We start from the raw sequence: 13,492 nt of genomic DNA on the forward strand, positions 1-13,492 counted from the left end.
AATGGCCGGTAGCGGCGCCCCCACCACCTCCCCTCTCGACGGCGCGGGACTGCGCGTCGTCGTCATCGCGGGCACCTGGCACGAGCAGATCAGCGACGGCCTGATCGCCGGAGCGGGCCGAGCCCTCGACGAGGCCGGAGCATCCTGGTCGCTCGTGCGCGTGCCCGGCTCGTTCGAGCTGCCCGTCGCCTCGAAGGCGGCCCTGGAGGCGGGGGCCGACGTGGTCGTCGCCCTCGGCGTGATCATCCGCGGCGGCACCCCGCACTTCGAGTACGTCTCGGACGCCGCCACCTCCGGGCTCACCACCGTCTCGATCCTGACGGGCAAGCCGGTCGGCTTCGGCGTGCTCACCCTCGACACCGAGCAGCAGGGCATCGATCGCGCGGGCCTTCCCGGCTCGAAGGAGGACAAGGGGCGCGAGGCGGCCGAGGCGGCGGTCTCGACCGCTCTGCTCCTCCGCTCGCTGCGCAGCTGAACCACTGCGGGCTGCCCCCGTCCTGGGGCCGCCCGCACACGAACCTGGGAGAACACGGAGTAAAGTGGTCGGGTCGTCACGAGCGACCCCTCTCTCCTCCCCCTCGCCCCAGCGGTCCGCGACGCCCGATCGACGCCCCGCCCCGCCGGCTCAGGGGGAGTCGCCGTCCACACGGAGCCCCTCCCTCATGTCTTCTCCCGCCGTCTCCGACGCGCCAGCAGCCGCCCCGCAGAACTCCCGCGGCCGCGTCATCCTCGCCAGCCTCATCGGCACCTCGATCGAGTTCTACGACTTCTACGCCTACGCGACCGCCGCCGTCCTGGTCTTCCCGTCGCTCTTCTTCGTCAACGAGGACCCGGCCACGGCCCTCCTCGCCTCCTTCGCCGTCTTCGGCGTCGCGTTCATCGCGCGCCCGATCGGGTCGATCATCTTCGGCCACTTCGGCGACCGCGTCGGCCGCAAGGGCACCCTCGTCGCCTCACTGCTCACCATGGGCGTCGCGACCTTCCTGATCGGCTGCCTGCCCACCGCGCTCACGCCCGGCTGGGAGTTCCTCGCTCCGTTCCTGCTCGTGGTGATGCGCTTCTGCCAGGGCCTCGGCCTCGGCGGCGAGTGGTCCGGAGCCGCGCTGCTCGCGACCGAGAACGCACCGGCCGGCAAGCGCGCCATCTACGGCACCTTCCCGCAGCTGGGCGCACCGATCGGCTTCATCGTCGCCAACGTCCTGTTCCTGGTGCTCGCGAGCACGATGAGCGACGAGACGTTCGCGGCCTGGGGCTGGCGCGTGCCGTTCCTGGCGAGCGCCGTGCTCGTGATCATCGGGCTCTACGTGCGGTTCAAGCTCGTCGAGACGCCCGCGTTCCAGAAGGTCGTAGAGAAGGGCGAGGTCGCCAAGCTGCCCCTCGCCCGCGTCTTCGTCACCAGCTGGCGCCCGCTTATCCTGGGCACCTTCATCATGCTGGCGACCTACGTGCTCTTCTACCTGATGACCACGTTCACGCTGACCTACGGCACCTCACCCGTCGACGGCGCGGTTCCGGGCCTCGGCTACACGCGCAACGACTTCCTCGTCATGCTGATCGTCGGCGTGGTGTTCTTCGGGATCTTCACGCTCGTCTCCGGCCCGCTCGCGGAGCGCTTCGGCCGCCGCCGCACGCTGCTCGTGGTGACCGCGGCGATCCTCGTGTTCGGCCTGCTCTTCGTGCCCCTGTTCAGCGCCGGCTTCGCGGGCGTCATGGCGGTCCTGATCCTCGGCTTCACGCTGATGGGCCTGACCTTCGGCCCGATGGGCGCCGTCCTCCCCGAGCTGTTCCCGACCAACGTCCGCTACACCGGCTCGGCGATGGCGTACAACCTCGCGTCGATCCTCGGAGCGGCCCTCGCGCCGATCATCGCGGTCGCGCTCTGGAGGGCGGCGGGCGGCAGCACCGTGCTGGTCGGCCTCTACCTCAGCGCCGCGGCCGTGCTGACGCTGATCGCGCTCCTGCTCTCCAAGGAGACGAAGAACGCGTCATACCACGACAACGTGTCGTAGGACTCCCTGCAGAGGACGGCCCGTCGGGATCCCCCGGCGGGCCGTCCGCGTCTCCGCCGCCTCCCTGAGCACCGGGCCCGCCCTCTGGCGGCCTGCTCGCAGCGACGACGGGGCAGAATGGACGGCGATGAGCACCACCACCTCCCGGCGCGGCGGACGACGACCCTCCCGCGACGACGGACCCCGCGCCTCCTTCTCGCAGCTCGTGCCCTACCTGCTCGAGCACCGCGGCATCCTCTCGGTCGTCGTGGTCCTCAGCCTGTTCGGAGCGGCGGCGAGCCTCGGCCAGCCCCTGCTCGTCGGCCAGGTCATCACCCGGGTCCAGTCCGGTCTCGATCTCGGCCCGCTGGTGTGGGCCCTCGTCGGCCTGGTCGTGGCCTCCGGGCTGATCTCGGGCTTCGCGCACTACCTGCTCCAGCGCACCGGCGAGGGGATCGTGCTCTCGAGCCGCCGCCGCCTCGTCGCGCGGCTGCTGCGCCTCCCCATTCGGGAGTTCGATGCGCGCCGCACCGGCGACCTCGTCTCGCGCGTCGGCTCCGACTCCACGCTCCTGCGCGCGGTGCTGACCCAGGGGCTCGTCGACTCGATCGCGGGCTCCCTCGTCTTCGTCGGCGCGATCATCGCGATGGCAGTCATCGACTGGGTGCTGCTGCTGATCATCGTGGCGGTGGTGGCGGTGGCCCTCGGGCTCGCGCTGACCCTCGGCCGCGGCATCCGCACCGCCAGCCGCAAGGCGCAGGAGAAGGTCGGCGATCTGGCCGCGGCCGTCGAGCGCGCCATCAGCGCCGTCCGGACGATCCGTGCCGCCGGAGCCACCGACCGTGAGATCGCGGTCGTCGACCAGCACGCGACGGAGGCGTACCGCCTCGGGATCCGCGTCGCGCACGTCTCGGCCCTCGTGGTGCCGGTGGCGGGGATCGCCATGCAGGTCGCCTTCCTCGCCGTCCTCGGCGTCGGCGGTTACCGCGTCGCGTCCGGCGCGATCGACATCGCCCAGCTGGTCTCGTTCATCCTCTTCCTCTTCATGATGGTGATGCCGCTCGGCAACTTCATCGGCGCCATCACCTCGGTGAACTCGGCGCTGGGCGCCCTCGGCCGCATCCAGGAGATCATCGACCTGCCGATCGAGGGCGACGGCGACGCCTCCGCGGGCGGCCTCGGCGCCGGCGTGGCGGAGGAGGCCATCTCCTTCGAGGACGTGGTGTTCTCCTACGAGGAGGGCGCCGTGCCCGACGCGGCGGCCGTGGCGGACGAGCGCGACCGCACCGTCCTGCGCGGCGTCTCCTTCACCGTGCCGCGCGGCAAGCGCACCGCCCTGGTCGGACCGTCGGGAGCGGGCAAGAGCACGATCCTCGCCCTCATCGAGCGGTTCTACGACCCGGAGGCCGGCGTCGTCCGACTCGGCGGCGTCGACATCACGGCCATCGACCGCGACGCGCTCCGCGCGCAGATCGGCTACGTCGAGCAGGACGCCCCCGTCCTGGCCGGCACCATCCGCGAGAACCTCGTCCTCGGCCGCCCCGACGCCGACGACGCCGACTGCCTCCGGGTGCTCGAGGCGGTGAACCTGACCGACGTGCTCGAGCGCAACCCGCTCGGCCTGCACGCGCCGGTGGGCGAGAGCGGAGTGATGCTCTCGGGCGGTGAGCGTCAGCGCCTCGCGATCGGCCGCGCGCTCCTGGCGGCCCCGCCGATCCTGCTGCTGGACGAGTCCACGTCGAGCCTCGACGGCCTCAACGAGCAGCGCCTGCGCCTGGCGATCGACGCGGTCGCCGAGAACCGGACCCTGCTGGTGATCGCGCACCGCCTGTCGACGGTGGTCGATTCCGACCGCATCGTCGTGCTGCAGAGGGGCGAGGTCGTGGGAGTCGGCACCCACTCCGAGCTCGTCGAGTCGACGCCGCTCTACCGGGACCTCGCCAAGCACCAGCTGCTCGTCTGACGGACGCCGCAGCGGCGTCTCGCGACCGCCGCTGCCTCATGCCGGTCGACCAGCCGCGCAGCGGCGTGTCGAGACGCCCGCACGTCTCGACCGGCAGCCTGCGCCCGCTCGTCCCTCAGCGCGGCGGCAGCCGCAGAGCCCCGTCGAGCCGGATGGTCTCGCCGTTGATCATGGGGTTCTCGACGATGTGCCGCACCAGGGCCGCGAACTCCTCGGGGCGTCCGAGGCGGGCCGGATGCGGCGTCGCCGAGCCGAGCGCCTCGCGGGCCCTGTCCGGCAGCCCGGCGAGCAGGGGCGTGTCGAACGTGCCCGGTGCGATCGACACCACGCGCACGAGCCGGGCGGCGAGCTCGCGCGCGAGCGGCAGAGTCATCGCCGCCACGGCTCCCTTCGACGCGGCGTAGGCCGCCTGTCCGATCTGCCCCTCGAACGCGGCGACGGAGGCGGTCGTCACCAGGACTCCCCGCTCCCCGTCGATGGGCTCCCGCTCGGCGATCGAGGCCGCGGCGAGGCGCAGCACGTTGAGCGTCCCGGTCGTGTTGATCCGCAGCACCCGCTCGAACTGCTCGAGCGGCAGCGGCCCGTCGCGTCCGAGCAGCCGCCCGGGTGTGGCCACGCCCGCACAGCTCACGGCGACGCGCAGCTCCCCCGCCGCCTCCACGGCGCGCGAGACGGCGTCAGGATCGAGGACGTCCCCGGCGATCAGCTGCACGGAGGCGGGCAGGCGCGCGGCCTCCACCGCGTGCGGCAGATCGAGCACGACCACGTGCGCTCCTGCGGCGTCGAGCGCCGTCGCCGTCGCGGCTCCCAGTCCGGACGCTCCCCCCGCGATCAGCGCGGACGTCCCCTCGAGTCGCACGGTCAGCCCGCCGGAGCGGGGGTGGAGTCGGCGTCGGGATCGTCGGTCGGCTCGCTGCCGGGCTCCCCCGTCGGATCACTGCTCGGCTCTCCGGACGCGAGCGCCTGCGCCGAGCAGTCGGTCAGGGTGGCGTCGTACGCGTCCCGGGCGCGCTGCGCCGCCAGGCGGACCTCCTCCTCCGCGAGCGGGCTCGCGAGCGGCGGCCGGTCGCTCAGGCCGTAGCGGGCGAGGCAGTCGCTGATCAGGCGGGTCATGCGCGCGCCGCTCTCGGGATCGGCTGTGCCGGTGGGCGCCGGGGCGGCGGTCGCGACGGAGCCGGAGTCGCGGACGGTCCCGTCCGGCACCTCCGCGGCGGGACCGGAGCAGGCGGTGAGGCTCAGTGCGAGCGCGACTCCGACGAGCAGCGCGACGGGCGGGCGGAGCGTCGTGCGCAGGAGCATGGACGACCTCGTTCGTGACGGCTGCGGGCAGGAGTGCGGCCACGGTAGCGCAGTCGATGCTTCCGGCGAGCGCTGGGCGCGCTCTCAGGTCTCAGTGGCACCCCCAACGGGGCACAGGCGCACCTCTCAGGAGGGCTCGGCGAGCGCCCACATCGCGACCGCCGACGCCGCAGCGACGTTGAGCGAGTCGATTCCGTGCCGCATCGGGATCTGGACGGCGACATCGGCGGCGGCGAGCGCTTCGGCGGTGAGACCCTGCCCCTCGGTGCCGAGCACGAGGGCGACGCGCTCCGGAGCGCGGGCGGCGAAGTCCCGCAGGGGCACCGCCTCCGGGGTCAGAGCCATCGCCGCGATCGTGAAGCCCGCTCCGTGCAGGAGCCGCTGCGTCGACGGCCAGTCGCCGACGCGCGTCCAGGGCACCTGGAGGACCGTTCCCATGCTCACGCGGATGGCGCGGCGGTAGTACGGATCGGAGCAGCGCGGCGTCACCAGCACGGCATCGGCTCCGATGGCCCCGACCGAGCGGAAGATCGCGCCGACGTTCGTCGGGTCGACCACGTCCTCGAGCACGACGACGCGGCGCGCTCCCGCGAGCAGGCCGGCCGGGTCGGGCAGCACGGGCCGGTCCATCGCCGCGATCAGGCCGCGGTGCAGGGTGTACCCGGTGAGCTCGGCCAGGAGCTCACCCGGGCCCGTGAAGACGGGCACGTCGAAGCGGCCGACCAGGCGCTCGGCCTCGCCGGCCGAACCGCCGAGGGCGAGCACCGAGCGCGGCCGGTGCCCGGCGGCGATCGCGCGCTCGAGCACGAGCGCCGACTCCGCGATGTACAGGCCGTGCGGGCCGCGGGCGTTCTTCAGCGCGACGTCGGTCGCGTGCGCGTAGTCGCGCAGCCTCGGGTCGTCGAGCGCGGTGACCTCGATCCGCTCCACCGGATCAGGCGAAGGGGTCGGGGGTGAGCGTGTACTTGGTGCTGAGGTACTCGTGGATCCCCTCGAGTCCGCCCTCGCGACCGAGGCCCGATTGCTTCACCCCGCCGAAGGGCGCCGCCGCGTTCGACACCACGCCGACGTTGAGGCCCATCATCCCGGTGGCGAGCCGCTCGATCATCCGCTGACCGCGGGCGAGGTCGCGCGTGAAGACGTAGGACACCAGTCCGTACTCGGTGTCGTTGGCGAGCGCGACGGCGTCGTCCTCGTCGGTGAACGGCACGATCGCGAGGACCGGGCCGAAGATCTCGGTGCGCAGGATCTCGCTCTCCCGGTCGACCCCCGCGAGCACCGTCGGCCGGTAGAAGTGGCCCGCCCCCTCGATCCGATCGCCGCCGGTGAGCAGGCGCGCGCCGCGGGAGACGGCGTCCTCCACCAGCGCGGACGCCTTCTCGACCGCGCGCTCGTCGATCAGCGGGCCGATGGTCACTCCGTCCTCGGTGCCGCGGCCGACGCGCAGAGCGCGCACGCGCTCCACGATCCGCGCGGCGAACTCCTCGGCGATCGACTCGTGCACGAAGAAGCGGTTGGCGGCCGTGCAGGCCTGGCCGATGTTGCGGAACTTCGCGAGCATCGCGCCCTCGACCGCCCGGTCGAGGTCGGCGTCCTCGAACACGACGAAGGGCGCGTTGCCGCCCAGCTCCATCGAGGTCCGCAGCACGTTCTCGGAGGCCTGCTGCAGCAACGTGCGCCCGACGGGCGTGGAGCCGGTGAAGGACACCTTCCGCAGGCGGGGATCCGACAGGATCGGAGCCGACACGGCTCCCGCCGAGGACGTGGTGACCACGTTGAGCACGCCGTCGGGGAGCCCCGCCTCGGCGAGCAGTGCCGCGAAGGCGAGCGTGGTGAGCGGAGTGAGCTCGGCCGGCTTCACGACGACGGTGCAGCCCGCCGCCAGCGCCGGAGCGATCTTCCGCGTCGCCATCGCGAGCGGGAAGTTCCAGGGGGTGATGAGGTAGCAGGGGCCCACCGGGTGCTGCGAGACGATCATCCGGCCGCTGCCCTCGGGCGAGACTCCGTAGCGTCCGCTGATGCGCACCGCCTCCTCGCCGAACCAGCGGAGGAATTCGCCGCCGTACACGACCTCGCCCCTCGCCTCCGCGACCGGCTTGCCCATCTCGAGCGCCATCAGGAGCGCGAACTCCTCGGTGCGCTCCTGCAGGAGGTCGAACGCCCGCCGGAGGATCTCGCCCCGCTTCCGCGGCGCCGTCGCGGCCCACGACGGACCGGCGGCGACGGCGGCGTCGAGCGCCCGGACCCCGTCCTCCGGAGTCGCGTCGGCGATCGAGACCAGGACCGCTCCGGTGGCCGGGTCCTCGACGTCGATCGAGCCGCCGCCGGAGGCGTCCACCCACTCACCGCCGATCAGCAGCTGCGTGGGGATGCGGGCGAGCAGAGCGGTCTCGGCGGCGCGGGACGCGACGGAATCAGTCACAGGAGGGAACCACTTCTTCGGATCGGAGCGCGCAGACCGCGCCAGGAGGAGCTTCTCGTCCTCCCAGTGTAGGACGGGCGATCGCTCCGGGGGCGGGGTCGCCGGGAGCCTCGAGGACCTGCGCCTCCCTGAGCCCTGTGGAGGGACGAGCCCTCAGACGGACCGCTCGACGCGGATTCCCGCCTCCGTGAGCTCGCGCAGCGCCGCGGCACTCGCCTCCTCGGAGACGCCTGCGACCAGGTCCTCGAGCACGCGGACCTCGAGCCCCGCCCGTCGCGCGTCGAGTGCCGAGGCGCGCACGCAGTGGTCGGTCGCGAGTCCCACGACGTCGAGCGCGGTGACGCCCCGCTCCGCGAGCACGGCGCCGAGCTCCTCGCCCGCCTCCGTCGTGCCCTCGAAGGCCGAGTAGGAGGGACGGCCCTGTCCCTTGAGGATCTGCACGTCGATCCGAGCGGTGTCCAGGGCCGGGTGGAACCGCGCGCCGTCCGTGCCGGCGACGCAGTGGACGGGCCAGCTGTCGACGAAGTCCGGCTCCACCGCGAAGTGGCCGCCGTTGTCGGAGTCGCCCTCGTGCCAGTCGCGGGAGGCCAGCACCGCGGAGTACCGGTCGGCGTGCGCCGCCAGATGCGCGGTGATGCCCTGGGCGACGGCCGCGCCGCCTGTGACGGCGAGCGCGCCGCCCTCGGTGAAGTCGTTCTGCACGTCGACGATCAGGAGTGCGGTGGTCATCGTGGGCCTTCCGGGAGGAGGTGGAGAGGAGGAGCGGGAGGTCGACCCGTCCGGGTCAGGAGTCGGAGAGCGAGGAGCCGCAGCGGTAGACGCCCGTCACGAGGGTGTCGATCGCGGTCTTCGCCGAGTCGGAGACGTCGCCGAGAGCGTAGACCGCGAAGGTCAGCTCGGTGCCGTCCGCCGCGGTGACCACGCCGGCCAGTGTGTAGCCGGTGTCGATCCAGCCCGTCTTCGCGCGCACCGCGCCGTCGGCCGCGGCGTTGTCGCCGGCGAAGCGGTCGGAGTAGGAGAGCGAGCCCGTCCGGCCCGACACCGGCAGGCCGTCCAGGAGGATCCCCAGCTGCCCCTCGCGGGCCTGCACCTTCCGGAGCAGCTCGGTGAAGTACGCCGGCGCGACCGCGTTGTCGTCGCTCAGGCCGGAGCCGTCGACGATCGCGATCCCGGACGTGTCGACGCCGTAACCGGCGAGCCCCTGCAGCACACCGGCCTGCTCGGCAGCGAAGTCGCTGCCCGCGCCGGTGCGGATCGCGACGAGCCGCGCGAGCATCTCGGCGATCGCATTGTCGGAGACGAGCAGCATCTGCTGCACGAGCGTGCCGACCGGAGCCGACTCCACCGTGCCGAGAACCGCGGCGCCCGCGGGAGCGGTCCCGGTGGAGACCACGGGCGAGCCGTCCAGCTCGTCGGCGAACGCCTCTCCGGCCCGGCCGACCGGATCCGTGCCGCGCTCGGAGGTCGAGGCCGTGGGGTCCTCGCGATCGCCGTCCACCTGGAGCGCCGTGATCTCGGGCATGTAGCCGTCGACCTGCTCCTTGCGGTTCCAGCTCGGCTGCCAGGTCTCGCCCGAGTAGAGGGAGGAGTCGAGCACCAGCGACGTGATCGGCGTCCCGGCGGTGGACGGGTCCGCCTCCCAGGCGCTCTCGACCTGCGCCGCGAGGTCGTCGAGGTGGGCCGCTCCGGCGTAGGTCGACTCCCGGCCGGTCGGGAGCCGGGTCAGGGTGAGGTCTCCCCCGCCGACGAGGACGACGCTTCCGGGCTCGCTCCCGCGGACCACGGTGGTGGCGATGCGCGTGTCCGGGCCGAGGACCGCGAGCGCCGACGCGGCCGTGAGGATCTTGAGGGCGGAGGCGGTGCGGGACGCGGTCCCGCCCCCGCGGTCGAACAGGACCTCGCCCGTCGCGGCGTCGACCACACGCGCCTGCATCGAGCCCAGGCGCGGGTCGGCGGCGAGCCCCGCCACCGAGCAGGTGCGGAGCGCCTCGGCCGCCGCTTCGGCGGTGGGCCGCGCCGTGGCCGTCGGCGTCGGTGCGGGAGTCGCGGTGGCGGTCGGGGTCGAGACGACGGGCAGCGCCCCGGGCTCCGCGGCGCTGCCGAGGGCCGTCCCCACGCCGAAGGCGCCGCCACCGAGCACGGCGGCCACGAGCACCGCGGCGACCACGAGAGTGCGGCGACGGCGGGGAGGAGGCGTGTCGGTCATCCGCAACAGGGTAGCGACGCGAGTTCGACGCGACCTGGACGCCGCGGATGAGGCCGGGAACTCGCGGATCCGGCCGGGACGTCGCGGATGACGGGAGAGGGAGCCGCCTGTGGGAATCGAACCCACGACCTTCTCATTACGAGTGAGACGCTCTGCCGACTGAGCTAAGGCGGCGTGCACGCGGGGCCTGAGCCCCGGACACGATTACACAGCATAGCCTGCTCGCGCCCCCGGGCGTGAATCAGGACGGCGCGGTCGAGCAGAGGCTCCGCGACGGCGGCGGCGACCGCCGCGCTCGGCTCAGGCGAGCGCGCCGCGGAGCTCCTCGAAGGAGCGGGCGATGCGTCCGGGCAGGGCCTCCCGGCCGTCGTGATCGACCCAGGCCGCCCAGGCGTGGCGGACGGCGGCGAGCCCGAGGAGCGTCAGCATCCGCGCCCGGCTGCGCACCCGCTCCGCGTCGTCGTCCTCCTGGCCGAGACGCTCGGCGACGAGCCCCTCGACCGCGAGCTCGAACTCGCGCATGCCCGCGATCTTCAGACCGACCAGATGCGGGTGCTCGCGGAAGAGCGCGCGGCGGAGGACGTGCAGCTCCCGGTCCTCCTCGAGCGGCTCCTCCATCGCGGCGACGAAGACCCGCTGCAGGTCCTCGAGCACGGCGCCCCGGCCCGCGACGAACGCCGCCGCCGTCTCGTCGGCGATGACCGGGAGCCCGCCGACCAGCGCGTCCTCCTTCGAGGCGAAGTAGTTGAAGAAGGTGCGCGTGGAGACGTCGGCGGCGCGCGAGACGTCGTCGATGGTTACGCGCTCCGGCCCGCGCTCGCTAGCGAGGCGGAGGACGGCGATCTCGATCGCCCGCCGCGTGGCCAGGCGCTTGCGCTCGCGAAGCCCGGGCTGCTGCTCGCGGGGCCGCTCCTGCTCGGTCAGCACTGCGGATCCACCTCCGGGACGGTCCCCTCGAGCAGGTACGCGTCGACCGCGTCGTTCACGCAGGACGTCGACTTGTTGTAGGCCGTGTGGCCCTCGCCGTCGTAGGTGACCAGGTGACCGGCGGAGAGCTCGCCCGCGAGCGCCTGCGCCCATACGTAGGGCGTCGCGGGATCGTTCGTGGTGCCCACGACCAGGATGGGCGCCGAGCCCTCCGCGGTGATCGGCTCGCGGGAGCCCTCGAACGCCGCCGGCCACTCGCTGCAGAGGATGTCGCCGTAGGCCATGTAGCGGCCGATGGTCGGCGCGGCCTGCTCGAGAGCGGCCTCGTCGGCGCGCATCGAGGCGGTGTCGGCGTCGTAGGAGTAGTCGACGCAGTTGATCGCGAGGAACGCCTCGGTGGTGTTGTCCGCGTACCGGCCGTCCGCGTCGCGCCCGTTGTAGGCGTCCGCGTACTGGAACGCGACCGCGGGGTCGCCCCGGCGGACGCCGGCCAGCATCTCGCTCAGCGCTCCCCACGCCGTGGCGTCGTAGAGCGGGTAGACGATCGCGGTGAACAGCGTGCTCGCGCCGAGCTCCCGGCCGTCGGCGGCCCGGATCGGCGAGGCGTCCACGTCCTCGAGCATGCGCTTCAGCTGGGCCATCCCCGCGTCGACGGTGCCGGTGAACGGGCAGTCGTCCGAGCGGAGGCAGTCGGCGAGGTAGGCGCGCAGTGCGCTCTCGAACCCCTTCGCCTGCTCGCGCACCACGTCGAACGAGGTGGCCGCCGGATCGATAGCGCCGTCGAGGACGAGGCGGCCGACCCGGTCCGGGAACAGCCCGGCGTAGGTCGCTCCGAGGAACGTGCCGTAGGAGTAGCCGAGGTAGTGCAGCGTCTCGTCGCCGAGCGCCGCGCGCAGCACGTCGAGGTCACGGGCGGCGCTCGGGGTGCCGACCTCGGGCAGCAGTGGCCCGCTGCGCTCCTGGCAGGCGGCGGCGAACGCGGCAGCGGTCGTGCGCTGCGCCTGGATCCACTCGTCGCTGCCCCGCTCCCCCGGCGTGATGTCGTAGAGGTAGGAGTCGAGGCCCGCGGCGTCGAGACAGGAGACCGCGGTGGAGGCGCCCACTCCGCGCGGATCGAAGCCGACGACGTCGTACCGGGCGGCGAGCGCGGAGTCGACCGCGTAGTCGGCGCTGTCGCGGATGAAGTCGACGCCCGACGCTCCCGGTCCGCCCGGGTTCACGAGCAGGGAGCCGATCGCCGGTCCCTTCGTCGCGGGTCGGCGCACCAGGGCGATCGACGCCGTCTCCCCCGAGGGGTCGTCCCAGTCGAGCGGGACTGTCGCGTCGGTGCAGAGAGCGCCGTCGCCGCAGTCGTCCCAGACCAGCACCTGCGAGTAGTAGCGCTCCAGCGAGTCGTCGACGGTCTGCGGATAGGGGGTGGAGGTCCGGTCGACGCTCGGGCCGGGCGCGAAGCAGCCGGTCAGGAGGGACGCGGCCGCGGCGAGCGCGACGACGACGGCCGACCGGCGCCCCCGCCTCACGCGGCCACCGGGCGGCGCGCCGCAACGACGAGCAGCGCCTCGAGAGCGAGGACCGGGGAGACGTTTGCGTCGATCCGCTGCCGGGCGGTCGCGATCGCGTCGAGGACGGCGAGCGTGCGGTCGGGCGGAGTCGCGTCGGCGAGCGCGGTCATCTCGGTCCGGACCTCCTCGTTGATGACGCCGCCGGGCGCTCCGAGCTGGAGGCGCACCACGTCGCGGTAGAGGGAGAGCAGGTCGACGAGGATCCGGTCGAGGCCGTCGCGGAGGCTCCGCGTCGCGCGTCGCTTCTGATCCTCCTCGAGCGCCCGCAGCTGCGAGCGGAGCTGCGCGGGCACGGTGCCCCCGGGCTCGACGCCGAGCGAGCGCAGCGCCTGCTGCCGCTCGGCCTCGTCGCGCTCGAGGGTGATCGCCTTGGCGTCCTCGGTCGCGACCTCGATCATCCGCGCAGCGCCGAGCACCGCGTCCGAGACGCCGCGGAGGCGCAGGGCGATGCGGAGCGTCTCCTCGCGGCGCTCGCGCGCGTTCGCGTCGGTCGCCAGGCGGTGCGCCATCCCGATGTGGCTCTGAGCCTGGCGGGCGGCGCGCTCGGCGGTCTCGGGGTCGACCCCGTCGCGGCGCTCGAGGAGACCGGCGACGTCCTCGATGCTCGGCACGCGGAGCCGCACGGAGCGGACGCGGGAGCGGATGGTGGGGAGCAGATCGGCCTCGCTCGGGGCGCACAGGATCCAGACCGTGCGCTCCGGCGGCTCTTCGAGCGCCTTCAGCAGCACGTTGGACGTGCGCTCGCTCATCCGGTCGGCGTCCTCGATGACCATGACGCGGTAGCGCGACACCGAGGGCGAGTACTGCGAGCTGCTGACCAGCCGCCGCACCTCGTCGATCGAGATGATCACGCGCTCGGTGGTCAGCACGGCGAGGTCGGGATGGGAGCGGGCGGCGACCTGGCGGCAGTCGGGGCACTCCCCGCAGCCGCCGTGGCGGCAGAGCAGTGCGGAGGCGAACGCGTAGGCGAGGTTCGAGCGGCCGGACCCGGGAGGGCCGGTGATGAGCCAGGAGTGCGTCATCGACGACGACTCCCGGCCACGGTCGTCCCGGGGCGTCGAGGCGTCCTGCAGGGCGCCGATGGCGTGCTCCTGCCCGACGAGCTGGCTCCAGACGGTCATGCCA

Annotated in this window: 12 protein-coding genes and 1 tRNA gene; 3 read left to right on the forward strand and 10 right to left on the reverse strand. The window is 73.3% G+C overall.

The window, feature by feature from the left end:
* Position 1: 1 nt before the first annotated feature.
* From ribH to C5C63_RS06170, 3 genes are all read left to right on the forward strand, one after another.
* Positions 2-475 (forward strand): 6,7-dimethyl-8-ribityllumazine synthase, encoded by a 474-nt coding sequence (gene ribH, locus C5C63_RS06160; RefSeq protein ID WP_104325693.1) that lies wholly within the window; start codon positions 2-4, stop codon positions 473-475.
* A gap of 187 nt (positions 476-662) precedes the next feature.
* Positions 663-2,009 carry an MFS transporter gene (locus C5C63_RS06165; RefSeq protein ID WP_104222221.1) on the forward strand — a complete coding sequence of 449 codons (1,347 nt, stop codon included), beginning with the start codon at positions 663-665 and terminating at the stop codon, positions 2,007-2,009.
* Positions 2,010-2,136: 127 nt separating this feature from the next.
* Positions 2,137-3,951: an ABC transporter ATP-binding protein gene (locus tag C5C63_RS06170; protein ID WP_104257639.1), complete on the forward strand. Its 1,815-nt coding sequence runs from the start codon at positions 2,137-2,139 to the stop codon at positions 3,949-3,951.
* A 115-nt stretch (positions 3,952-4,066) separates the two neighbouring features.
* Here the strand turns inward: C5C63_RS06170 and C5C63_RS06175 are convergent, their stop codons facing one another.
* The 10 genes from C5C63_RS06175 to C5C63_RS06220 all read right to left on the reverse strand — a co-directional run bounded on the left by C5C63_RS06175 (position 4,067) and on the right by C5C63_RS06220 (position 13,488).
* Positions 4,067-4,810, reverse strand: a complete 744-nt coding sequence (locus C5C63_RS06175; protein WP_104295519.1) for an SDR family NAD(P)-dependent oxidoreductase — start codon at positions 4,808-4,810, stop codon at positions 4,067-4,069.
* A gap of 2 nt (positions 4,811-4,812) precedes the next feature.
* A complete protein-coding gene (locus tag C5C63_RS06180) occupies positions 4,813-5,250 on the reverse strand; it encodes a hypothetical protein (protein WP_104227238.1) in 438 nt (145 codons plus the stop codon).
* A gap of 126 nt (positions 5,251-5,376) precedes the next feature.
* A complete protein-coding gene (locus C5C63_RS06185; protein WP_104250606.1) occupies positions 5,377-6,180 on the reverse strand; it encodes an RNA methyltransferase in 804 nt (267 codons plus the stop codon).
* A gap of 4 nt (positions 6,181-6,184) precedes the next feature.
* Positions 6,185-7,672 (reverse strand): NAD-dependent succinate-semialdehyde dehydrogenase, encoded by a 1,488-nt coding sequence (locus C5C63_RS06190; protein WP_104295521.1) that lies wholly within the window; start codon positions 7,670-7,672, stop codon positions 6,185-6,187.
* Between the two features lie 153 nt (positions 7,673-7,825).
* Positions 7,826-8,401, reverse strand: coding sequence for a nicotinamidase (locus C5C63_RS06195; RefSeq protein ID WP_104233726.1), 576 nt, complete (start codon positions 8,399-8,401; stop codon positions 7,826-7,828).
* Positions 8,402-8,456: 55 nt separating this feature from the next.
* Entirely contained in the window at positions 8,457-9,878 is a 1,422-nt protein-coding gene (gene dacB / locus C5C63_RS06200) for a D-alanyl-D-alanine carboxypeptidase/D-alanyl-D-alanine-endopeptidase (RefSeq protein WP_104233727.1), read from the reverse strand.
* A gap of 101 nt (positions 9,879-9,979) precedes the next feature.
* Positions 9,980-10,052, reverse strand: a tRNA-Thr gene (locus C5C63_RS06205).
* 126 nt (positions 10,053-10,178) lie between these two features.
* The gene (locus C5C63_RS16980; RefSeq protein ID WP_219814404.1) at positions 10,179-10,805 is read right to left on the reverse strand and encodes a TetR/AcrR family transcriptional regulator; all 627 of its coding nucleotides are present in this window, start codon (positions 10,803-10,805) and stop codon (positions 10,179-10,181) included.
* Positions 10,799-12,325 carry an alpha/beta hydrolase gene (locus C5C63_RS06215; protein ID WP_104233728.1) on the reverse strand — a complete coding sequence of 509 codons (1,527 nt, stop codon included), beginning with the start codon at positions 12,323-12,325 and terminating at the stop codon, positions 10,799-10,801. The genes C5C63_RS16980 and C5C63_RS06215 overlap by 7 nt, the downstream gene beginning before the upstream one ends.
* The gene (locus tag C5C63_RS06220; protein ID WP_104233729.1) at positions 12,322-13,488 is read right to left on the reverse strand and encodes a DNA polymerase III subunit delta'; all 1,167 of its coding nucleotides are present in this window, start codon (positions 13,486-13,488) and stop codon (positions 12,322-12,324) included. Before C5C63_RS06220 ends, C5C63_RS06215 begins: the two co-directional genes overlap by 4 nt.
* Between the last annotated feature and the right edge of the window lie 4 nt (positions 13,489-13,492).

This window comes from Rathayibacter sp. AY1B8, from assembly GCF_002932775.1.
GTDB lineage: Bacteria > Actinomycetota > Actinomycetes > Actinomycetales > Microbacteriaceae > Rathayibacter.